This is a genomic window from Streptomyces sp. SLBN-8D4 (assembly GCF_049739545.1).
In the GTDB taxonomy this organism is placed as follows: domain Bacteria; phylum Actinomycetota; class Actinomycetes; order Streptomycetales; family Streptomycetaceae; genus Streptomyces; species Streptomyces canus_C.
The window spans coordinates 7,909,215-7,929,732 of the sequence record NZ_JBMGQC010000001.1 but is presented as its reverse complement, the minus strand read 5'-3'; the positions used below and the strand labels follow the sequence as shown (position 1 = coordinate 7,929,732).

The window sequence follows — 20,518 nt, the reverse complement described above, 5'->3', positions numbered from 1 at the left end:
CCGAACGGACGCGCAGTTCCCCACCACCCCAACCCCTACGAAGGCATCTTGTCCCCGAGAAGCGCCAGGTTCTCAATGGCGGCAAGTCCGTACAGCGCGGTGTCGTTGCTCGACACCCAAGCCGCCTCACTACCCGCCACCAAAGACACCGGCCCGCTCAACGCCTCCGTCTTCCACGGCGCCGACTCCTTGTACCCGTCGGAGTTGTAGAACTTGTCCCACGCGCGCGTGGCCAGCTTGGCGTCCCCGGTCTTCACGGCCGCGTAGGCATCCAGCCGGGAGTGTCCCTGGAAGAGCAGCAGGGTCCCGAAGTTGGACCCGTACCGCGCCGCCTGCTCGGCCTTGGTCGCGTTGAAGTAGCGGCAGTAGTCGAAGTACGCCTCGTTGAACCTGGGCATGTCGACGAGGTCGATGAGCTCGGCGCACAGCTCGTTGAGCCCGAACACCGCGGACAGGTGCGAGACCCCGACGACCGGCGCCGAGGCCACCGCGAACTTGCCCGTGTCGAGGTCGTACAGGCCACTGCCCTGGACGAACCCGTTGGGCTGGGCGGCGATGCCCTCCATCGTCGACAGGACCCGCGCCTTGGCCTTCTCCCACTTCGGTCCCTTGCGCTCCCACTCGGTCAGCCACGCCGAGACGAGCCCGCTCCAGTCCGTGCCGAAGCCGACCGACAGGGCGTGCCGGTCGGGCGTGTACGGGTCCGTGCGTACCTTGCGCAGGGGGTCCAGTACGAGGAACGTCTCGTCGGAGTCGACGTTGGCGTGCATGAGGTCGCCCACCCGCTCGTCCGCGGTGAGGAAGTAGTAGTAGCGGCGGTACGTCGTGTTGGCGATGCGCTGCTGCTTGGCGCTGTCGGCGTAGTGCTGCACACCGTGCCGGGTGCCGAGTCCGGCCCACTGGCCCAGGTGGTAGACGTCGACCTCGCCGGTGTGCCGGGTCATCGCCTCGGCGAACCGGAAGATGTCCGCGCGGCCCGACCTGATGTACGCGAACCACAGCCAGAGGTCCGGCGAGAGCTCGGAGTTGTCCCAGGCGTAGCCGCCGATGTCGTACCGCCACTGGTGCCTGACGGTGTCATAGGTGTGCATGATGTCGCCGTAGTCCCAGAAGCCGTACCAACGGCGTTGCTCAACCTGGCCCTTGTAGTAGGTGAAGAGGAAGTCGAGGTGGTCCTCGATCTTCGCCTTGGCGGGCGTGGACCGGTCCGGCTCGGAGTAGAGACCGGGCCCGAAGACCTTCGCCTTGATGAGCTGCTTGGGCGGGGCGGCGAGCTGCGGCAACACCCGTACGGCCTCGACCTGTCGGGCCAGGGCCTCGGGGGACGGCGTCGACTCGTTGGCCCAGAACAGCAGTTCCGAGGTGCGGGCGATGCCGTAGGGCGTGCCGAACTCCGGCTCGTAGTCCTCGTAGGTGATGTTGAGGCCTTCGAGCTGCTCCGCGAAGGTGTCCTGGCCCATGCCGTCGTGGTAGAAGCGCAGGTCCATGGGCTGCGCCTCCGGCGACCAGAGCCAGAGGGTGACCTCGGCCTCGTCGGTCTGGGCGTCGCGGATGTCGAGCTGGGAGGGGTGCTTCTCCCAGAAGTCCCGCAGGCCGAAGGAGAATCCGCCGCTCGCGCCACCGACGTACCCGAACCCGGAGGCCCGCCTGCCGCCGCCGGCGCCGACCCAGCCGTGTCCCTTCTTGGTGCGCTTGCGCAGGGTGAAGCCGTCGGCGGAGAGCTGGGAGAGGGTGTAGTCGCCCCACTCGGGGATGTACTGGAGCCGGGTGGTGACCCGCTGGTCCCAGGTGGACGGGTCGGGCAGCTTCTTGCCCGCGTACTGGGCCTCCTGCACGGCGATGCCCGGGTCGCGGCGCAGCCCGGTGATGCCCTTGACGGCCTCCCGCAGCAGGCCGGTGCCCTCGCCGCCGATGCGGATGTGGCGGTCGTACGCCTGGTCGCGCATCGGCACGGTGAAGCGGACACCGAGGCCGCGGATGAAGTCGCCGCTCGCCTTGCCGGGTTCCTGGGTGCCGTCGTAGGTGATGGTGTGCACCATGCGGAAGGAGTCGGCGCCCGCGTAGAAGTAGAGGCGGATCGAGAACGGCAGCCAACTCCGGTTGCCCTTGCGGTGCTTGCCGTCGATCTTGACGACCGCGCGGACCGGGCCCGACTGCTCGACGGTGACCTCGGAGACGGCCCCCTCGAAGCGCTCCGTCCTGACCGTGCCCTGGTCCTCGTCCTCGACCTCGGGCTGGCGGATCAGCACGAGCCGCCCGTTCTTGGCGATCTCCGTCGACCCGCGGGTGACCGACTTGATGAGGGTGGCGCCCGACTTGCCGATCTTCGCGGTGATGACCCCGGTGGAGACGGTGATGGTGCCGCCGCTCTTGTCGACGGTGACCTTCTTGTCGGGTACGGCGGCGTCACCCGCGCTCAGCGACAGCTTGCCGTTGCCCGAACTGACCGCGTGCGCGGTCCACTTGAGCGAGCCGTCGGGCCAGTAGGCGATCGGCCAGGACTGGACGGGAACGGCCTTGCCGTCGGCGTCCGTGACCGCGAACTTCTGGCCCTCCTGATAGGTCCCCCTGGGCCAGGGGACACCGACGGTGGAACCGGGGGCGGCGCCGAGGCCGCCGTCCTCCAGCCAGTCCAGGGTCACGGGAGAGTCGTCGGCCTCGGCGGCTCTGGGCGCGGCCTGCGCGTCCTTGGCTCCCAGCGCCCAGCTGAACTGCGCGGCGGCGCCGGCGACGGCGGCCGCCTTGAGGATGGACCTGCGGGGGATGGGGGACATGGCCATTCCTTTCCATGGACAGGCTGGTCAGGGGCATGACAGAGAGAGGTGCGACGCCGAAAGCGCCGACCTTGTGACAGGGGCACCGCTCGTCAGCGGCGCCGGTAGCGCTCCTCCACGGCGACGGCCGCCGCCGCGACGGCCCCGAGGACCGGGACCGCCAGTGGTGCGACGAACCCCGCGGACAGGGCCACGACGGCCATACCGGCGACGATCAGGAAGGACCCGGCCGGGTCGCGCAGGGTCCGGCGTACGGCGTCCGCGAGCAGCGCGCGCCAGGAGGCGCCCGGAACCCAGACCGCCGCCGCGCGGAGCCCGGCCACCGCGAGTCCGATCAGTGCGAACAGTCCGACGGCCCCGACGAGCGGGCCGCCGGGGATTCCGGCCCGCGCGGCCTGGACGTCCACCCAGACCGCGGCCGCGGCCATCCACCCCGCGACCCCGACGAGCCACCCGCGACGCACGGCCGTACGGAAGTCCGCGACGAACTCCCGCCGGCCGCCGCCCTGATGGCTCGTACGACGCCGCAGGTGCCGGGCCCCGGCGGCGAAGGCCGCCGGGTAGGTGACGAGGCCGAGGCAGGCCACGGCGATCCACACGCCGGTGAGCAGGGACTCGGCGAAGAGAGCGAAGCGCTCGCCGCCGAACACGGAGGACTTGCGTGCCTTCACACGTGCTTGCGCCATGGTGACCGCCTCAGCCTTCTCACTTCAGTCCGGACGTCGCCATGCCGTCGATCAGATAGCGCTGGAAGGCCATGAAGAAGGCGATGACCGGCACCAGCGCCACCAGCGACATCGCGATCATGCTGCCGTAGTTGGAGATGCCCTCCTGGTCGCGGAACATCATCAGGCCGAGCGAGACGGTGTACTTGGAGGGGGTGTTGAGGTAGATCAACGGCCCCATGAAGTCGTTCCACGCGTTGATGAAGGTGAAGATCGCGCTGGTGATGAGGGCGGGACGGCACAGCGGCAGCACGATCGACCAGTAGGTCCTCAGATGCCCGCAGCCGTCGAGCTTGGCGGCCTCGTCCAGCTCGCGCGGCAGCCCGCGCATGAACTGCACCATCAGGAAGACGAAGAAGGCCTCCGTCGCCAGGAACTTGCCGGCCACGAGCGGCACCAGCGTGTCGACAAGTTCCAGCTTGCGGAACATCACGTACTGCGGGATGAGCAGCACGTGATACGGCAGCAGCAGGGTGCCGATCATGAGCGTGAACAGCAGGTTCCGGCCGGCGAAGCGGATCTTGGCGAAGGCGTACGCGGTCAGCGAGCTGGAGATCACGACCCCGGCCACGGCGAGGCCCGCGTAGGTCAGCGAGTTCAGGAAGAAGGTGCTGATGGAGATGCCGGAGATGCCGTCGGCGAGAGCGGAGAAGTTCGCCCAGACCGGCTTGGCGGGCAGCAGGTCGATGCTGGCGATGATGTCCTTGCTCGGCTTGAACGAGGCACCGAGCACCCAGATCACGGGGTACAGGACGATCGCGAGGACGGCGAGCGCGCCCACGTGCCAGGCGATCGATCCGGTGCGCCGCCGCTCGTTCGCGGTGCGCGCGACGGGCGGGCTGACAGTGGTCACTTGGCGGCCTCCTCGTAGTGCACCCACTTCTTCTGCGACCAGAACAGGACCGCCGTGACCAGCGCCACCGCGACCACCAGCGACCAGGCCATCGCGGAGGCGAAGCCCATCTGGGCCTCCTTGAAGCCCTTCTGGTAGAGGTAGCAGGTGTAGACGAGGGTGGCGTCGGCCGGCCCGCACTGGGTGTTGGAGACCACGTACGCGGACCCGAACACCTGGAACGCGTGGATGGACTCCAGCAGCACGTTGAAGAACAGCACCGGGGAGATCATCGGCAGGGTGATGTTCCAGAACCTGCGGAAGGGACCGGCCCCGTCCACCTCGGCCGCCTCGTACAGCTCCCGCGGGACCTGCTTGAGACCGGCCAGGAAGATGACCATCGGCGCGCCGAACTGCCAGATACTCAGGGCCACCAGGGAGTACAGGACGTAGTCCGGGTTGCCGATCCAGCCGCCCACGTTCAGCCCGAAGACCTTCTGCGTACGGTCCACGATCGCGTCGTCCGAGAACAGCGCCCGCCACACGAAGCCGACGGAGACGCTGGCACCGATGAGGGAGGGCATGTAGAACGCGGCCCGGTACAGGCCCTGCCCACGCCGGCTCTGCGCCAGCAGCAACGCGACACCGAGTGCCAGCAGCAGCTTCAGCGGAGTGGCCACGACGACGTACTTGAGCGTGACCTCCACCGACTTCTGCCAGCGCGGGTCCTGGAACATCGTCGTGAAGTTGTCGAGGCCCACCCACTCGGGCGGGGTGAACAGGTTGTACCGGGTGAACGCGTAGTACAGCGACGCGATCATCGGCCCCGCCGTGAGGACCAGGAACCCCGCGATCCACGGCGACATGAAGAGATAGCCGGCGAGGTTCTCGCGGCGCCGCCCGCGCCGCCCGGCGGCAGGAGCGGCGGACCGCTTCTTCGCCGGGCGCACGGGCGCTTCCTTGACGAGCGTCATGGTGGTACGTCCCCTCAGCCCGCGAACGCGGCCTTGGCCTCGCTGAACAGCGCCTTGGACGCGTCGGCGGGCTTGGTCTTGCCCTGGGAGACCTCGCCGCCGATCCGCAGGAACGCCGCCTCGATGACATCGGCGCCCGACGGGTGCGGGGTGATCTTCCCGAGCACGCCGGCCTTGGCGACCTCTTCCTCGTACGCCTTGACGCCCTTGTTGGTGGGGTCGGTGGGCGTGAAGGCGTCGTACTGCTCGGTCGTGGCGAGGATGCCGCGGTCGTAGCCCATGATCTTGCCGACCTCGGGGTCGTGGACCATGAAGGAGATGAACTGGGCGACTTCCTTGGGGTGCTTGGTCCCGGAGAAGCCGCTGAGCATCAGCGAGCCGAGGTACTGACCGGTGTGCTTGCCGTCCATGGTGGGGATCGGCGCGAGTCCGTAGTCCGACTCGCCCTCACCCTCGTAGCGGATGGAGAAGTTGTCCCAGGTGAATTCGGACGCGGCGAGCCCGGCCGACAGACCCGACTTGGGTTGCACCTGCTCGATCTTCTTCGGATCGGCGACCAGCCCGGACTTCACGCGCTTGTACGCGTCCGTCCACCACTGCGTCAGATCGTCCTCGGTGAAGCCGAGATCGGAGTCGGTGAAGAATGCCTTGCCGTTCTGCCGCAGATACAGGTCGTACAGGTACATGATGCCGTGGTATCCGGTGTCACCGGCGATCTTCAGCTTGTCCTGGATCGTCTGGAGCGCGGCGAAGTACTCGTCCCAGGTCCAGCCCATCTTCGCCTCGACGCCCGCCTTCTTGAAGGCCTTGAGGTCGACGACGAGTGCCATGGTGTTGGCACCGACGGGTATGCCGAGCTGCTTTCCGTCGACCTGACCGTTCGCCAGAACTCCGTTGCGGAAGTTGTCCAGGCTCAGATTCCCGGAGTCCGCCTGCGACTTGAGATCCAGCAGTACACCGCGCTTGTCGTACTTGCGCAGGAAGCCGACCGCATTCTGGAATACGTCCGGCGGATTCCCGCCGGAGGCCTGGGTCTGGAACTTCTCCCAGAACGCCTGATAGTCAGTGAATTCAGGCTTGATCTTGATCTTCGGGTACTTCTTCTCGAAGAGCGCGATCGTCTTCTTGATGGCGATGGTGCGCGGCTCGCCACCCCACCACGCGTAACGCAGTGTCACCGTTCCGTCTCCGGAACTGCCGCTGTCACCACCGCACCCCGTCGTCGCGGCCAGCCCCAGCGTCGCCGCCGTAGCCCCGGCCGCCTTCAGGATCGTTCGCCTCTCAACATTCCCGCCGGTGCCCACAGTCGAGTCCCTCCCCGCAGCGTCGCCGCCTGCATGAATCGTTTCAAGTAAGCGCTTGCTGGCACAAGCTACGGAGGCCCCGGAGGTGCGTCAATGATTCGGACAGGAATTTATTGAGAGTGTGGTGAGAGGCCGGAGCACCTTCAACGGGCGTGCAGCACGAGGAAACTGACGATGCCCCAGGTGAGAGACGCGGGATCGACCGGTCGAACGGCGCGCGAACTGTCCCAGGGGAGCGACGGGCGGCCGAAAGAGGACGACCGGCGAGGACGCCTCGCCCCGGACCGTCGCGCGCGGCGGAGGCGGCGGCCTCGACCTGCCGACCGGTCCGCGCACACGCCGACGGCCCGTCTGCGATATCGCAGACGGGCCGTCGGTCCGGGTGGGCGATACTGGGTTCGAACCAGTGACCTCTTCGGTGTGAACGAAGCGCTCTCCCACTGAGCTAATCGCCCGGGCGCAGGAAGTACATTACCCCATGTCAGGGGGTGCCTGTGACCAGCGGTGACAGCCTCGGCACCCCCCAGCGCGACTCACTGGTCCTTGATGTTCCAGGGCATCTCGAAGCCGAACTTCCAGAGGTAGACCCCGAGGATCGCGCCGATGATCACCAGGCCGACCGAGGTCAGGATGATGTTGCGTCGGCGCACCCTGGGATCGAGGGCGCGGTGGGCCGCTTCGGTCACCTTGCGTTTGGTCCAGCGCAGGACGAGCTGAGCCCAGACGAACTCGGTCGCCCAGATCGCCATGCCGCCGAAGATCACGACCCAGCCGGGCCCGGGCAGCGGCAGCATGATGATGCCGCCCACCACGACCGCGAGGCCGATGACAAAGACCAGAACCTGCCAGCTCAGGTGCAGCAGCCGCCGCGACTTGATGAATTCCGGCGCCCTGGAACCGAGCCCCTGCTCGTCCTGCGCCCCGTCCTGCGCCTCGTCCGGCTTCTTGCCCGCCTGCTCGTCAGGTGCCACAGCGACCTCGCGCGGCTCGTCACTCCCCGTATTCATACAGCTGAACCCTACCGGAGAGAAACCGGTCACCGGAATGGTCGTACCTCCCCAAGGGGGCCTCGGCCGGAAGAGTTACGTAAAGGCACGCAAAACACTCAGAGGGGTTTACAACGGCACCGTAGGTGGCATGTCGATTTCGCCGACGTGCGAATCCCCGAGCGCACACTGAGCGAAAGGCCCTGGCGCTTATGAACACCACGGTCAGCTGCGAGCTGCACCTGCGCCTCGTTGTGTCGAGCGAGTCCTCCCTGCCTGTCCCCGCAGGCCTGCGGTACGACACGGCCGACCCCTACGCCGTGCACGCCACCTTCCACACCGGAGCCGAGGAGACCGTCGAGTGGGTGTTCGCCCGCGACCTTCTCGCGGAGGGCCTCCACCGGCCCACCGGAACCGGCGACGTCCGAGTCTGGCCGTCGCGCAGCCACGGTCAGGGCGTCGTCTGCATCGCCCTCAGCTCCCCGGAGGGGGAGGCACTGCTCGAGGCCCCGGCGCGGGCCCTGGAGTCGTTCCTGAAGCGGACCGACGCCGCCGTGCCCCCGGGCACGGAACACCGTCACTTCGACCTGGATCAGGAGCTCTCGCACATCCTGGCGGAAAGCTAGGGCGAGGCCGCACAGAGCCGCCCGGCGCCGTCCACTCGGGGAGACGGCTCGGGCTGGTACAACCGCATAAGGAACGACAGGCGCCGTGGCTGCGGAGCGCTCCGCAGCCACGGCGCCTGTCGTGCGGCCCGTCACCGAGCACCGGCGAACCACTACCATCGGCCAGCATCGGCGGGCGTTCGCCCGACCCCCAGGCCAGGGAGCGAATCGTGCTGATCACCCACGACACCCGGTGCGCCCTCGACACCGTGGTCGATCTGGTGAACACCGCACCGGAGGACGACGCGTCGCCGGACGCGCTGCCGGATGTCGGGGCGCTCGAGGATTTCGTACAAAACCACGAGATCAGTGATGTCGGGGTGCTGTCGGAGCTCGACCTGTCGGCGGTGCGCAGGATCCGCGGCCGGTTCGCCTCGGTCTTCGCCGCCCCGGACGCCCGGGCCGCCGCCGCGCTGATCAACGATCTGGTCGCGGCCGCGGGCACCACTCCCCGGCTCACGGATCACGACGGCTACGAGTGGCATGTGCACTACTTCGCGCCGGGGGCCTCCGTCGCCGACCACCTGGCGGCCGACTGCGGGATGGCGCTGGCGTTCTTCGTGGTGGCCGGCGAGCAGGAGCGGCTGCGGCGCTGCGAGGCGCCCGACTGCCGACGGGCCTTCGTCGACCTGTCCCGCAATCGCTCGCGGCGCTACTGCGACAGCCGGACCTGCGGAAACCGTCTGCATGTGGCCGCCTACCGGGCGCGGCGCAAGGAAGCCGCGGGCTGAGACCCGGGCACGGGTGTCGTCGTGGTCCCCGACGGGTGACGCCGGGGACCACGGGTACGGCTCAGAGCAGCAGCAGGTCGTGCAGCGCAGCCATGAGCAGGAGAGACCCGATCACCGCAAGGAAGATCATCAGCGGTGGCTGGGAAAGGGCGAAAAGGCATCCACGCGGCTCGTCCTGCGGCGGCGCGGTATCGCTCTGTTTCGTGTCCAGCATCTCGCGGCGATGATGGCGCAGTCGGCGCCCCCGACGCGATCAACACGCCCGGAATGACCGGGAGTTCGCCGGATTCCGTGATGTCCGTTCCGAGTCGTGATCACTTACGGACCGACGCGGGTGCCACTGCGAACGTTTCAGTTCACCGCGCGATCTTCATATGCCGTGCTTCTTCAGGATGGCCTCGATGTCACTGAAGTCCTCCCCGGCGGACTCGGTGGCCCGGGACTTGCCCGCGGGGCGGGTCGCCGGGGTCGCCGGGGTGCGCGCGGCCGGGCCGATGGAGGGTGCCGAGGCCGTGGGGGCCACCGCCTCCCGCTGGGCGCCACGGGCCGCCTTGCGCTCCTTGCGGGTGCCGCGGCGGCGCTCCACCGCGCGCGTGGTCGAGAACAGCACCCACGACAGGCCGAGCACGCCGAAGCCCGCCCAGGCGGTCGGGCTGAAGGCGGTGTCCGCGAGCCAGTCGACGACGCCCGTCATCACCAGACCGAGTGGGACGAGGGAGTAGGCGGCGATACGGGTGGCCGCGAGGAAACGCTTCCGGTACGCGGTGACCGCCGCGATGCCCAGGCCGGCCGCGGCGACGGCGGAACAGACGGTCTCGGCAATCATCCGGTCCTCCAGGCAGGGCTCGATCGGCAACGTGCCGCTTCGTCCCTATCCATCCTGCACCTCCCGACCCCTACCGGGCCATGCCCCGGGCAGGACATCAGGGACATCTCCGGGTCACCTCCTCCGCAGGTGCCGGTCGGCCTCGTACCGGTGACGCGGGCTGAGCCGTCGCGGCCGGGGCGGTGCCGTCGTGGACGGGCGGGGGCGATTCGGCCAGATGGGCCCGAGCTGGGAGACTGGGACCATGAGCGACCCCTCCCCCGCCCGTGCCGCCGCGCCCGTTCTCGATGTCTGGTGCGAGCTCCAGTGCCCGGACTGCCGTGACGCGCTGGACGACGTCCGGGCCCTGCGTGCCCGTTACGGCGACCGTCTGGAACTTCGGCTGCGGCACTTCCCGTTGGAGAAGCACAAGCACTCCTTCGCCGCCGCGCAGGCCGCCGAGGAGGCGCTGGAGCAGGGCAGGGGCTGGGAGTACGTCGAGGCCGTGCTCGGGCGCGTCGAGGAGCTGGACCGTGAGGGAGAACCCTTCCTGGTCGAGGTCGCCCGTGAACTGGGGCTCGACGCCGAGGAGTTCGACACCGCGCTGATCGACGGCCGGCACATCCTGATCGTGGACGCCGACCAGGCCGAGGGCAAGGCGATCGGTGTGAGCGGAACACCGACGTACGTCATCGACGGCGAGCGTCTCGACGGCGGCAAGAGCCAGGACGGGCTGCGCGCCCGGGTCGAGGAGATCGCGGACCGGCTGCTCGCCGGGCAGGACCGAGCCGGGCAGGAGTGAGCCGCCTCAGAGCAGGCTCTTGTACATCGAGTAACCCACCGTCACGTATCCCAGCGACTCGTACAGCCGCTCCGCCGGTGTGTTGCCCGCGAAGACGTTGAGACCCAGGACCCGTCTGCCGGACGCGATCGCCTGGGCCTCGGCCAGCAGCATCAGGGAACGGCCGTGCCCCCGGCCGCGGAAGGCCTCCTCCGTCTCGACGTCGTAGACCATGGCCTTGGCGTCGATGAACTCCACCCACAGCACCCCGACCGGGACGCCGTCGTGCTCCAGGACGCTGTACAGCGCCTCCGGTGTCGCAAGACCCCGCTGCACCAGCTGTTCGTGCTCCGTGCGCGACCGCGCCCTGGCCTCGGCCTCGGGCACCCCGCGGGTGCTCCAGTCACCGGCGTACTCCGTGATGCCACGCTCCGCCCACAGCCGGAACTCGGCTTCCGTCATGGGCCTGCCCCGGCTGCCCGCGGGCAGTTCGGGCGCGTCGGCGCCGAGCGGCTTCTCCATGCCGCGGTTGCGGTGGACGTAGCCGAGCGTGGTGGCGAGCCGCAGCGTGGGCTCGGCGTCGGCGGGCACCCTGATCTCCAGCTGCCCGCAGCCCCAGCCCCGCGCCACCTCCTCGGCGGCCAGCGCGGCGACCGTGCCGCGGCCGCGTCTGCGGTCCGGCTCGTCGATCCGCAGGTCCCGGATCTGGGCGACGGCCAGTCCGAAGGCCGGATGGGTCGCGAGGTGTATCGCCCCGACGGGACGGCTGTTCACGCACACCGTGTAGTGGCGGGACAGCGCCCCGTCGGCGCCGCGCTGGAGCGGCTCGGTCGGCCGCAGAGTGGTGGTCATCACCGGAGTTCTACCCTGTGCGGCACGCCGGGGCAGCTCAATATCCCGGGCCTTTACGGATCGAGGTCGTGCCCGGCCCGCTCCTGGAAGATCCGCATGGCCTTGGCGGTCACCGGGCCGGGCGCGCCCGGCAGTTCGCGCGCGTCGACGCGGTGGACGGCCTGGACGTCCCGCAGGGTCGAGGTGAGGAAGATCTCGTCGGCCCGCTCCAGGACGTCCAGCGGCAGATCGGTCTCCTTGGCCCCGGTCCATTCGACGGTCAACGCGCGCGTGATGCCCGCGAGGCAGCCGGAGGCGAGCGGCGGAGTGTGGATCTCGCCGTCGAGCACGACGAAGACGTTCGACCCGGTGCCCTCGCACAACTGTCCGACCGTGTTCGCGAACAGCGCCTCGGAAGCGTCGTCCGCACGCGCGCGTGCAAGTGCGACGACGTTCTCGGCGTACGAGGTGGTCTTGAGCCCGGTGAGCGCGCCACGCTCGTTACGGGTCCACGGCACCGTGATCACGGCCGTAGACTCGGGGCGCGGGGCGGACTCGCCGAGGGCGACCACCAGGGTCGGCCCTTGCTCGCCCCGGTCGGATCCGAGGGGACCGTGACCACCGGTGTAGGTGATGCGCAGGCGGCCCAGCGGCATCGGATTCGCGTCGAGTACGGCGGCGCAGGCGCGGCGGACCTCGTCGTGATCGGGGTCGGGCAGCCCGAGTCCCCGCGCCGACAGGGTCAGCCGGTCGAGATGCCGGGTGAGGGCGAAAAGGCGGCCGTCCACCGCCTTCACGGTCTCGAAGATGCCGTCGCCCACGGTCAGCCCATGGTCGAAGACGGAGACGCGGGCGGTCTCGATGTCCTGCAGCCCGCCGTCGAGCCAGATCTTCACGTCAGGGTCCCTCCACTCACCTCGTGCACCCCCGACGCTACCGCGAGCAGCCGGGAGGCCTTCAGCTCGGTCTCCCGCCACTCCCCCTCGGGGTCGGACCCCCAGGTGATCCCGGCGCCGGTGCCGAAGCGCAGCACTCCCTCGGCCCGGTCGATCCAGAAGGTGCGGATGCCGACGGCCAGCTCCCCGGTGCCCCGGTCGGCGTCGACCCAGCCGACGCCCCCGCAGTACGGCCCCCTGGGCGCGGTCTCCAGGGCGTCGATGATCCGCAGGGCGCTGGACTTGGGCGCGCCGGTCACCGAGCCGGGCGGGAAGGCGGCGCCGAACAGCTCGGCCCAGCCCGCGCCCTCGCGCAGCTCGCCCCGCACACTCGACACGAGGTGGACGAGACCGGGGTGCTTCTCCACGGCGCACAGGTCGGGAACGGTGACGCTGCCCGTGGCGCACACCCGCCCCAGGTCGTTGCGCACCAGGTCCACGATCATCACGTTCTCGGCGTAGTCCTTGGCCAGCAGGTCGTCCTCGGTCCGCCCGGTGCCCTTGATCGGCCCCGACTCCACGACCCGCCCCGCCCGGCGCAGGAACAGCTCGGGGCTCGCGGTGGCGATCTCCACCCCGTGTCCGGGCAGCCGGATCGTTCCTGCATACGGCGCCGGGTTGCCGCGGGCCAGCAGCGCGGTCAGCGCGTCCACGTCGGCGCCGGGTGCGAGGGGCGCGGTCAGGACACGGCAGAGGTTCGCCTGATAGACCTCGCCGGAGGCGATGTGCGCGCGAATCCGTCGCACGCCCTCCGTGTACGCGGCGCGGTCCAATGACGACGTCCAGTCACCGGCCGCGGGCCCCCGCCACGCCCCCGGCACCGGGGCGGGCACCGGCTCCTGGCGTACGTGGGCGAAGCGGGCGCAGGTCAGGCCGCCCTCGAAGTCCGCCGCGACGGCCCAGAAGCCGCTGGAGTCCAGGGCCGCGGGGTCGCTGGTGACATCGAGGAGACCGGTGGCGACGCGGTCGCCGAAGCGGGCGAGAGGAGCGAGGTCGAGCACGCTGTCGAGTCTATGGCGGGTGTCCTGCGGGTGACCTGGCCATGTCCTTCCGGCCCCCCTGACCACGCACGTCGACATACGCACCGCAGCACGCTGCGCAAACGCGTTTTTGTGCTGGCCCCGGAATCCGCTAGAGTTCAACTCGTCGCCGGGCCGCGAGAGCGGACCGAAACGACAAGCGGACGTAGCTCAGTTGGTAGAGCGCAACCTTGCCAAGGTTGAGGTCGCGAGTTCGAGCCTCGTCGTCCGCTCGATGGAACCAGGGGATCTTCCCGAGCCCCTGCACTCCTGGTGGAGTGGCCGAGAGGCGAGGCAACGGCCTGCAAAGCCGTCTACACGGGTTCAAATCCCGTCTCCACCTCCAAGGACGATTAGCTCAGCGGGAGAGCGCTTCCCTGACACGGAAGAGGTCACTGGTTCAATCCCAGTATCGTCCACTGGATCTTCGACAAGATCATCGAAGGTTCGACCCGCGCGATTAGCTCAGCGGGAGAGCGCTTCCCTGACACGGAAGAGGTCACTGGTTCAATCCCAGTATCGCGCACGCAGTACACACGATCCTTGATCGTGGTTTCCCGCGCGATTAGCTCAGCGGGAGAGCGCTTCCCTGACACGGAAGAGGTCACTGGTTCAATCCCAGTATCGCGCACACACCGAAGCCCCCGGCCCTGCGGCCGGGGGCTTCTTCGTCTCCGGGTCAGCTGGAGAACAGCATGTGGCCGAAGCCGCGGTTGCGGTGGTGGCCGCCGTGATGACCGCCGTGGCCGCCGTAGTGACCGCCGCCGTGCTGCGGGGCGCCCCAGGCCGGTGCGCCGGGCTGGGCCGGGTACTGCGGCGCGGCCGGCGGCGGCGGAACGGCGGGGCCGCCGCCCCACTGGCCCTCCAGCCGGGTCAGCGCCTCCAGCTCGCCGTAGTCGAGAAAGATCCCGCGGCAGCCGCTGCACTGCTCGATCTGGACACCGTTGCGGTTGTACGTGTGCATCGGGGCGTGGCACTTCGGACACTGCATCGTCGGCTCAACTCCTCGCCGGTTGATCCTGCTTAGCGTTACGCCAGGACAGACTCTGTCCGGCTCTGGTCGGTTGCACCCTACTTCGCGAAACCGTCCGCCAACTGCGGCGGGGCGGAACCCATTCGGTCACAGGCGTCGACGACCGCCTGCTCCACGTCGTCCAGCGCGCGATCCGCCTCGATCGCCTTGACGATCGCCCGGGCCGCGGTCTGCACGGTGAGGGCGCGGGCGGGGACGTCCAGGGCCGGCCAGGGGTCGCCACCGGCCGGAACAGCGGGGCCGCCGGCCGCCCGGTAGGCACCGAGGAAGCGGGACCAGTCGTCGGGCGACAGCAGGCCGCAGGCGTACCAGGCGGCGGGACGGGCGAGGTCCCAGGCGGGCTCCCCCACGCCGAGGTCGTCGACGTCGATGAGACGCCAGGGACCGTCGGGAGCGGGGTGGCGGACGAGCTGGCCGAGGTGCAGGTCGCCGTGGCAGAGGGTCGTGGTGTCGCAAAGGGGGGTCTCGGCGCGGGCCCAGGCCGGGAGGGTGAGCCAGGCGCGCAGCACAGGAACGGCGTGCCCCCGGCGAGTGGTGGCGAGCAGACGGGCAACGGCGAGGGCCGCCTTGGCCGGGCCACGCATGGGGGGCAGTCCTGGCGGGGCGGGAGTGCGGTGGAGATGGGCGAGGAGACTGGCGGCCGGTTCCCAGGGGGCGGCATCGGGGTTCTCCGGGTCCACGGGTTCGCCGTACGGCCAGAAGGTGACGAGCCTGCCGTGCAGGTGGACGGGGGTCTCGCCGAGTGGGGGCAGGAGGATGCCGGGGAGGCGGGCGGCCATGGCGAGGCGGGGAGCCAGGTCGGCGGGGGCCGTACCGGGGGCGTGCGCCTTCGCGACGGTGTCGGCGTGCCGGACGACGGTGGCGTCGGGGCGGTCGGCGAGCGTTGCCGCACCGCAGCCGCACGCCTTTTCCTCGCCGGGGTGAGCCGCGCTTCTCGCTCTGAGGGTGAGCTCGGTGAGCAGGCGGTGGGTGGTCACGGGGCTCCCTGGGCGGCGGGGTCTGGCGCCCTCAGTATGGTGCCGGGTTCGGGGCGCCTATGGGGGTGCCGGGTCAGGTTGTCGGGCGGGTGCGGGTGCGTTGTGGCTGGTCGCGCAGTTCCCCGCGCCCCTAGGTAAGTGCAGTCACCCCGGCCAGGACGGGACCGTACGCCACCTCATGCGCCACGACGGACCGTTCGACACCTTCCTCCGCCGCGACCGCGCGCCACGACGGGCCGTCAGCCGCGTACGGCGGGCAGGGGACGGGGTGGGGGGTGTCCGCCCGCAGCGGCCGGCGTCCGTCACCGGGCACTACTCAAAGGAACCGAGCCGCCGGACCGAGGACGGATACCCCCCACCCCGGCCCCGACCCACCCACCGAACCGCACGCGCTACACAAGCCCCCACCGGACCCGCAGCTGCGCCGCAGGCACCCAGGGGCGCGGGGAACTGCGCAAAAACCCCCGCCCCCACGCACCCGCACCCGCACAGCCGCCCAACCCCCGGAGGGAAACGCAATGCCGGCGCAGCTCCCCAGCTGCGCCGGCATTTTGCCGTCCGCCGCACCCCCGTCCCCACGGGGTTTCATAGGTTGATGTCCCCGCCCGGACCGCTCTTCCGGGCCTGGGGTCGCCGCTCAGCGCCCCAGCATCACTCCCACGGACGACGCTTGTGTGGCCACTGTCTCCCAGCCGTCGAAGACGACGAGGAGCAGGACCGCCAGAGGAAGGGCCATCAGTGTCGCCACCAGCGGGTGGCGACGACCCGTACGGCGGGGCTGACGTGTGCGGGACAGTGTCCGCGGTGCCGTAAGAGCCATGGTCCCTCTCCTGACCGATCTGTTGTCGTTGGCAGCGGCGGGTGTCTGACCTCGGGGGACGAGTGCTGCACCCGCCGCTTGACCTCAAATCTAGGCGTCATGGGCTCCCCGCACGTCATGCCCTCGTACCGATTGCCGGGCCTCCCCGAGGATGAGCCATGACGAGCGGAGTACTCCCGTGGGTGGAGACGAGGACCTAGGTCTCCGGGTCTTCCCGGAGGGGTCGCCCGGTCTGCCCCGCTTTCTCCGAGCTGTCCTCGCGCGGCACCGGCTGCTCCACCAGAGCCAGCACCCGGGTTGCCATGAAACGGGCCGTACGCACCACCGATCCGTTCCGCGTGACTTCGCTCACTTCCACGACACCTCGTCGTACCGCCGTCTCCACCCGGCGGCCCGCCCTGCTCGCCACCACCTCGTAGGTGCGCGTCGTGTCCCCTGCGTCCACGACTATCTCCACGCGATCACCCTTCACGGGTTCAATCCCCCTTCTGCGACGGGTGGTTGGGATCACATCCGAACCGAAGTCCGCCCGCCCTCCGGCTCCCTGACCACCCTTCAATTCTCCCACCCGGCACTGACAATCCATCGGGACGAGAGGGCGCGGCCTCTGCGCGCGGCGGCCCGCGGAAACGTAAGCTGTGGCTCGTCACACGGACCGGGCAGCGGGGATGAACATGGCGATGATGCGCCTGAGGCGCGAGGACCCGCGCGTCGTCGGCTCGTTCAGGCTTCACAGACGGCTCGGCGCCGGGGGGATGGGAGTCGTCTACCTGGGCTCCGACCGCAAGGGGCAGCGGGTCGCGCTGAAGGTCATCCGGCCGGATCTGGCCGAGGACCAGGAGTTCCGGTCACGGTTCGCGCGCGAGGTCTCCGCGGCCCGGCGGATCCGCGGCGGCTGCACCGCGCGGCTGGTCGCGGCCGATCTGGAAGCGGACCGCCCGTGGTTCGCCACCCAGTACGTGCCCGGCCCCTCCCTCCACGACAAGGTCGCCGACGAGGGTTCCCTCGGGGCCGCCGAGGTCGCCTCCATCGGGGCGGCCCTGTCGGAGGGGCTCGTCGCCGTGCACGAGGCGGGGGTCGTGCACCGCGACCTCAAGCCGTCGAACATCCTCCTCTCCCCCAAGGGCCCCCGGATCATCGACTTCGGCATCGCCTGGGCGACCGGAGCCTCCACCCTCACCCATGTCGGCACCGCCGTCGGCTCCCCCGGGTTCCTCGCGCCCGAGCAGGTGCGCGGCGCCGCGGTGACGCCGGCCACGGACGTGTTCTCCCTGGGCGCGACCCTGGCGTACGCCTCGATGGGCGACTCGCCCTTCGGACACGGCAGTTCCGAGGTGATGCTGTACCGCGTGGTGCACGAGGAGGCCCAGCTGCACGGTGTGCCCGACGCGGTCGCCCCCCTCATCCGGGCCTGTCTGGCGAAGGACCCCGAGGAGCGGCCGAGCACCCTCCAACTGTCGCTGCGGCTCAAGGAGATCGCGGCCCGCGAGGCGCAGGGCCTGCCGGATCTTCGCCCGCCGGCCCCCGCGCGCCGGGGAGGTGGACCGGCCCACCGGACGCATCGCCGACACCTACCCGGAGCGGGCCGCCCAGCGACGCCCCCAGGGACAGCCCGGCCCGTCCGGCTCCCAGGGAGGTTCCCAGGCCCGCGGTTCCGGACAGACCCGGGGCCAGGCCGCCGCGCGAGGCGGTGCTCCGTCACGCGGCGGCAGCACCCCGCGCGGCAATGGCTTGCCCTCCTCCCGTCCCGGCTCCCGGCCCACCCCGTCCTCCTCCTCGCGGAACACGACCCGCTCCGGCAGCGGAAGCCGGCCCGCGCCGCGCAGCGGTACGGGCCGCCCGGCGCCCAGGAACACCAAGTCGGGGCTGCGCCCCGCGAACCCGCGCCTCCTGCGCCAGCGGCTGTTCGTGTTCGTCGTCGTGACCCTGCTCGTGGCACTCGGCATCGCCGCGGCCCAGGGCTGCCAGGGACCGTCGCGCGGACTCGGCGGCGACGGCGACGGCGTCGTACGGGAGCAGCGGCAGGGTCAGGTGCACGCGTCGCCGGACCAGGTACCGCCGCAGCGGCCGGCCGGCGTCGGCACGGACTGAGCACGCCGCCGGGACCGTCGTAGGGCAGGGTCCGGAGCGGACGGGGACCGCCGGTCAGGCCTGCGGTCGTCCCGTGGCCACCGCGTAGAAGGCCACCGCGGCCGCCGCTCCCACGTTGAGGGAGTCGACGCCGTGGGCCATCGGGATGCGGACCCATTCGTCGGCGGCGACCAGGGCCTGGGTGGTCAGGCCGTCGCCCTCGGCGCCGAGCATCAGCGCGACCCGGTCCATCCGGTGCGGGGCGGCCTCGTCGAGGGTCTTGGCCTTGGCGTCCGGGGTGAGGGCGAGGAGGGTGAAGCCGGCCTCGCGGACCGAGTCCAGGCTCTTGGGCCAGGTGTCGAGGCGGGCGTAGGGGACGGAGAAGACCGCGCCCATCGAGACCTTGACGCTGCGGCGGTACAGGGGGTCGGCGCAGTCGGGCGACAGCAGCACCGCGTCCATGCCGAGAGCCGCCGCCGAGCGGAAGATCGCGCCGATGTTGGTGTGGTCGTTCACCGACTCCATGACCACCACGCGCCGGGCGGTCTGGAGCAACTCGGCCGCCGTGGGCAGCGGTTTGCGCTGCATGGAGGCGAGCGCGCCCCGGTGCACGTGGTACCCGGTGACCTGCTCGGCGAGCTCCGGGCTGACGGCGTACACCGGGGCGGGGAGTTCGTCGATGACGTCACGCATGACGTCGACCCACTTCGCGGACAGCAGCATGGAGCGCATCTCGTAGCCGGCGTCCTTCGCCCGGCGGATGACCTTCTCGCCCTCGGCGATGAACAGGCCCTCGGCCGGCTCGCGTTTGCGGCGCAGTTCGACGTCGGTCAGGCCCGTGTAGTCGTGCAGGCGCGGGTCGTCGGGGTCCTCGACGGTGATGAGATCGGCCACAGAGTGATACTGCCTTGTCCTGGGAGCGGTGCCAACGGCTGGGAGCGGGTTGTGTTACCCCGGGTTACTCCGACGGCTCCGACACCGGCGGTCCTACGGCGACGACCTCGCCGACGACGATGACGGCCGGGGGCTTCACGTCCTCGGCGACGACCACCTCGCCGACCGTCGCCAAAGTGGCGTCGACCCGGCGCTGGGCGGCCGTCGTCCCCTCCTGGACCAGGGCGACCGGGGTGTCGGACGACTTGCCGTGGGCGACCAGGGTCTCCGCGATCCGGCCGATCTTGTCGACGCCCATGAGGATCACGAGGGTGCCCGTGAGCTTGGCGAGCGAGGGCCAGTCGACCAGGGAGCGGTCGTCGTCCGGCGCCACGTGGCCGCTGACCACCGTGAACTCGTGGGCCACGCCCCGGTGGGTGACCGGGATGCCGGCCGCGCCCGGGACCGAGATCGAGCTGGAGATGCCGGGAACGACCGTGCACGGGATGCCGGCCTCGGCGAGGGCGTGCAGCTCCTCCATGCCCCGGCCGAAGACATAGGGGTCCCCGCCCTTCAGCCGTACGACCGACTTGCCCTGCTTGGCGTGCTCGATCAGGGCGTTGTTGATGGCCTCCTGGGCCATGAAACGGCCGTACGGGATCTTCGCCGCGTCGATCACCTCGACGTGCGGCGGGAGTTCGGCGAGGAGGTCGCGGGGGCCGAGGCGGTCGGCGATGACGACGTCGGCCTCGGCGAGGAGGCGACGGCCGCGGACCGTGATCAGGTCGGGGTCGCCCGGGCCGCCGCCGACCAGCGCGACGCCGGGGGTGCGGGTGCGGTGGTGGGGGGCGACGAGGGTGCCGTCGCGCAGGCCCTCGACGACCGCGTCCCGGACGGCCGCCGTGTGGCGGGGGTCGCGGCCCTTCGCGTTGGTCGTGAGCACGGCGACCGTGACGCCCTCGCTGTGGCCCGTCGCCGGGGTCCAGGCGGTGGCGGCGTCGGCGTCGTCGGAGCGGACGCACCACACGCGGTGGCGCTCGGCCTCGGCGGAGGCCCGCGTGTTGGCTTCCGGGTCACTGGTGGCGATGAGGGCGTACCAGGCGTCCGCGAGGTCGCCCTCGCGGTAGGGCCGTTTCTCCCAGGCGATCTCGCCCGCGTCCGCCATCGCCTCCACCGAGGGGGTGGCCTCGGGGGACACCAGGAGGATGTCCGCGCCCGCCGCGATGAGGGCGGGCAGACGGCGCTGGGCGACCTGACCGCCTCCCAGGACGACGACCCTGCGGCCGGTGAGGCGGAGGCCTACGGGGTAGGCGGGGTGTTCGGCCATGAGGTGCGGCTCCTCGTCCTGGCAAGGCGATGGGTGCTACGGCGCCGGAGCAGCCC

The 20,518-nt window shown here is 70.4% G+C and carries 20 protein-coding genes, 6 tRNA genes and 1 pseudogene; 9 read left to right on the top strand and 18 right to left on the bottom strand.

Going from position 1 to position 20,518, the window contains the following annotated elements:
- Positions 1-35: 35 nt before the first annotated feature.
- The 7 genes from RKD20_RS36080 to RKD20_RS36050 form a co-directional block, all read right to left on the bottom strand.
- Positions 36-2,774: a Tat pathway signal sequence domain protein gene (locus RKD20_RS36080; RefSeq protein WP_424881359.1), complete on the bottom strand. Its 2,739-nt coding sequence runs from the start codon at positions 2,772-2,774 to the stop codon at positions 36-38.
- Between the two features lie 92 nt (positions 2,775-2,866).
- Positions 2,867-3,460: a hypothetical protein gene (locus RKD20_RS36075; RefSeq protein ID WP_424881358.1), complete on the bottom strand. Its 594-nt coding sequence runs from the start codon at positions 3,458-3,460 to the stop codon at positions 2,867-2,869.
- A gap of 19 nt (positions 3,461-3,479) precedes the next feature.
- A complete protein-coding gene (locus tag RKD20_RS36070) occupies positions 3,480-4,352 on the bottom strand; it encodes a carbohydrate ABC transporter permease (protein WP_424881357.1) in 873 nt (290 codons plus the stop codon).
- On the bottom strand, positions 4,349-5,305 hold the full coding sequence (locus RKD20_RS36065; RefSeq protein WP_020117505.1) for a carbohydrate ABC transporter permease: 957 nt from the start codon (positions 5,303-5,305) through the stop codon (positions 4,349-4,351). Before RKD20_RS36065 ends, RKD20_RS36070 begins: the two co-directional genes overlap by 4 nt.
- A 14-nt stretch (positions 5,306-5,319) precedes the next feature.
- Positions 5,320-6,609, bottom strand: coding sequence for an extracellular solute-binding protein (locus tag RKD20_RS36060; RefSeq protein ID WP_424881356.1), 1,290 nt, complete (start codon positions 6,607-6,609; stop codon positions 5,320-5,322).
- 383 nt (positions 6,610-6,992) lie between these two features.
- Positions 6,993-7,064, bottom strand: a tRNA-Val gene (locus tag RKD20_RS36055).
- A gap of 78 nt (positions 7,065-7,142) precedes the next feature.
- Complete coding sequence (locus RKD20_RS36050) at positions 7,143-7,616, bottom strand: TIGR02611 family protein (protein ID WP_424881355.1); 474 nt, start codon at positions 7,614-7,616, stop codon at positions 7,143-7,145.
- 191 nt (positions 7,617-7,807) lie between these two features.
- On the opposite strand from RKD20_RS36050, the gene RKD20_RS36045 reads away from it, so the two are divergent.
- Both RKD20_RS36045 and RKD20_RS36040 read left to right on the top strand, forming a co-directional pair.
- On the top strand, positions 7,808-8,221 hold the full coding sequence (locus RKD20_RS36045) for an SsgA family sporulation/cell division regulator (RefSeq protein ID WP_004002642.1): 414 nt from the start codon (positions 7,808-7,810) through the stop codon (positions 8,219-8,221).
- Between the two features lie 209 nt (positions 8,222-8,430).
- Entirely contained in the window at positions 8,431-8,991 is a 561-nt protein-coding gene (locus RKD20_RS36040) for a CGNR zinc finger domain-containing protein (RefSeq protein WP_424881354.1), read from the top strand.
- 61 nt (positions 8,992-9,052) lie between these two features.
- Here RKD20_RS36040 and RKD20_RS36035 read toward each other — a convergent pair whose 3' ends face one another.
- A complete protein-coding gene (locus RKD20_RS36035; RefSeq protein WP_020117509.1) occupies positions 9,053-9,205 on the bottom strand; it encodes a hypothetical protein in 153 nt (50 codons plus the stop codon).
- 156 nt (positions 9,206-9,361) lie between these two features.
- Positions 9,362-9,817, bottom strand: coding sequence for a hypothetical protein (locus RKD20_RS36030; RefSeq protein WP_424881353.1), 456 nt, complete (start codon positions 9,815-9,817; stop codon positions 9,362-9,364).
- Positions 9,818-10,061: 244 nt separating this feature from the next.
- On the opposite strand from RKD20_RS36030, the gene RKD20_RS36025 reads away from it, so the two are divergent.
- The gene (locus tag RKD20_RS36025; protein WP_424881352.1) at positions 10,062-10,598 is read left to right on the top strand and encodes a DsbA family protein; all 537 of its coding nucleotides are present in this window, start codon (positions 10,062-10,064) and stop codon (positions 10,596-10,598) included.
- Between the two features lie 6 nt (positions 10,599-10,604).
- Here the strand turns inward: RKD20_RS36025 and RKD20_RS36020 are convergent, their stop codons facing one another.
- From RKD20_RS36020 to RKD20_RS36010, 3 genes are read right to left on the bottom strand one after another with little or no spacing between them, the layout of a single operon-like run.
- A complete protein-coding gene (locus RKD20_RS36020; RefSeq protein ID WP_424881351.1) occupies positions 10,605-11,432 on the bottom strand; it encodes a GNAT family N-acetyltransferase in 828 nt (275 codons plus the stop codon).
- Between the two features lie 50 nt (positions 11,433-11,482).
- Positions 11,483-12,304 (bottom strand): aminotransferase class IV, encoded by an 822-nt coding sequence (locus tag RKD20_RS36015; protein WP_020117513.1) that lies wholly within the window; start codon positions 12,302-12,304, stop codon positions 11,483-11,485.
- Positions 12,301-13,344 carry a chorismate-binding protein gene (locus RKD20_RS36010; protein ID WP_424881350.1) on the bottom strand — a complete coding sequence of 348 codons (1,044 nt, stop codon included), beginning with the start codon at positions 13,342-13,344 and terminating at the stop codon, positions 12,301-12,303. The genes RKD20_RS36015 and RKD20_RS36010 overlap by 4 nt, the downstream gene beginning before the upstream one ends.
- A 178-nt stretch (positions 13,345-13,522) precedes the next feature.
- On the opposite strand from RKD20_RS36010, the gene RKD20_RS36005 reads away from it, so the two are divergent.
- The 5 genes from RKD20_RS36005 to RKD20_RS35985 all read left to right on the top strand — a co-directional run bounded on the left by RKD20_RS36005 (position 13,523) and on the right by RKD20_RS35985 (position 13,993).
- Positions 13,523-13,595 (top strand) — tRNA-Gly (locus tag RKD20_RS36005).
- Between the two features lie 39 nt (positions 13,596-13,634).
- Positions 13,635-13,708: transfer RNA gene (locus RKD20_RS36000), tRNA-Cys, on the top strand.
- A gap of 1 nt (position 13,709) precedes the next feature.
- Positions 13,710-13,781 (top strand) — tRNA-Val (locus RKD20_RS35995).
- 35 nt (positions 13,782-13,816) lie between these two features.
- Positions 13,817-13,888, top strand: a tRNA-Val gene (locus RKD20_RS35990).
- A gap of 33 nt (positions 13,889-13,921) precedes the next feature.
- Positions 13,922-13,993, top strand: a tRNA-Val gene (locus RKD20_RS35985).
- A gap of 48 nt (positions 13,994-14,041) precedes the next feature.
- On the opposite strand, the gene RKD20_RS35980 is transcribed toward RKD20_RS35985, so the two are convergent.
- The 4 genes from RKD20_RS35980 to RKD20_RS35965 form a co-directional block, all read right to left on the bottom strand.
- The gene (locus tag RKD20_RS35980) at positions 14,042-14,353 is read right to left on the bottom strand and encodes a zf-TFIIB domain-containing protein (RefSeq protein WP_037899326.1); all 312 of its coding nucleotides are present in this window, start codon (positions 14,351-14,353) and stop codon (positions 14,042-14,044) included.
- Between the two features lie 80 nt (positions 14,354-14,433).
- Positions 14,434-15,372 (bottom strand): aminoglycoside phosphotransferase family protein, encoded by a 939-nt coding sequence (locus tag RKD20_RS35975; RefSeq protein ID WP_424881349.1) that lies wholly within the window; start codon positions 15,370-15,372, stop codon positions 14,434-14,436.
- Between the two features lie 637 nt (positions 15,373-16,009).
- On the bottom strand, positions 16,010-16,192 hold the full coding sequence (locus tag RKD20_RS35970; protein ID WP_028809711.1) for a hypothetical protein: 183 nt from the start codon (positions 16,190-16,192) through the stop codon (positions 16,010-16,012).
- Positions 16,193-16,388: 196 nt separating this feature from the next.
- Positions 16,389-16,664, bottom strand: a complete 276-nt coding sequence (locus RKD20_RS35965; protein ID WP_007380750.1) for a hypothetical protein — start codon at positions 16,662-16,664, stop codon at positions 16,389-16,391.
- A gap of 196 nt (positions 16,665-16,860) precedes the next feature.
- Here RKD20_RS35965 and RKD20_RS35960 point away from each other — a divergent pair.
- A pseudogene (locus tag RKD20_RS35960) lies at positions 16,861-18,283 on the top strand (serine/threonine-protein kinase).
- A 54-nt stretch (positions 18,284-18,337) separates the two neighbouring features.
- On the opposite strand, the gene RKD20_RS35955 reads toward RKD20_RS35960, so the two are convergent.
- Positions 18,338-19,156, bottom strand: a complete 819-nt coding sequence (locus RKD20_RS35955) for a TrmH family RNA methyltransferase (RefSeq protein WP_351993518.1) — start codon at positions 19,154-19,156, stop codon at positions 18,338-18,340.
- A gap of 64 nt (positions 19,157-19,220) precedes the next feature.
- A complete protein-coding gene (gene cobA / locus RKD20_RS35950; protein ID WP_424881348.1) occupies positions 19,221-20,462 on the bottom strand; it encodes a uroporphyrinogen-III C-methyltransferase in 1,242 nt (413 codons plus the stop codon).
- Positions 20,463-20,518 lie beyond the last annotated feature (56 nt).

Coding starts and splice junctions, on each gene's coding strand:
- cobA (WP_424881348.1), bottom strand. CDS start 20,462: ATGGCCGAACACCCCGCCTACCCCGTAGGCCTCCGCCTCACCGGCCGC.
- RKD20_RS36035 (WP_020117509.1), bottom strand. CDS start 9,205: ATGCTGGACACGAAACAGAGCGATACCGCGCCGCCGCAGGACGAGCCG.
- RKD20_RS35980 (WP_037899326.1), bottom strand. CDS start 14,353: ATGCAGTGTCCGAAGTGCCACGCCCCGATGCACACGTACAACCGCAAC.
- RKD20_RS35970 (WP_028809711.1), bottom strand. CDS start 16,192: ATGGCTCTTACGGCACCGCGGACACTGTCCCGCACACGTCAGCCCCGC.
- RKD20_RS36030 (WP_424881353.1), bottom strand. CDS start 9,817: ATGATTGCCGAGACCGTCTGTTCCGCCGTCGCCGCGGCCGGCCTGGGC.
- RKD20_RS36050 (WP_424881355.1), bottom strand. CDS start 7,616: ATGAATACGGGGAGTGACGAGCCGCGCGAGGTCGCTGTGGCACCTGAC.
- RKD20_RS36080 (WP_424881359.1), bottom strand. CDS start 2,774: ATGTCCCCCATCCCCCGCAGGTCCATCCTCAAGGCGGCCGCCGTCGCC.
- RKD20_RS36075 (WP_424881358.1), bottom strand. CDS start 3,460: ATGGCGCAAGCACGTGTGAAGGCACGCAAGTCCTCCGTGTTCGGCGGC.
- RKD20_RS36025 (WP_424881352.1), top strand. CDS start 10,062: ATGAGCGACCCCTCCCCCGCCCGTGCCGCCGCGCCCGTTCTCGATGTC.
- RKD20_RS36045 (WP_004002642.1), top strand. CDS start 7,808: ATGAACACCACGGTCAGCTGCGAGCTGCACCTGCGCCTCGTTGTGTCG.
- RKD20_RS36065 (WP_020117505.1), bottom strand. CDS start 5,305: ATGACGCTCGTCAAGGAAGCGCCCGTGCGCCCGGCGAAGAAGCGGTCC.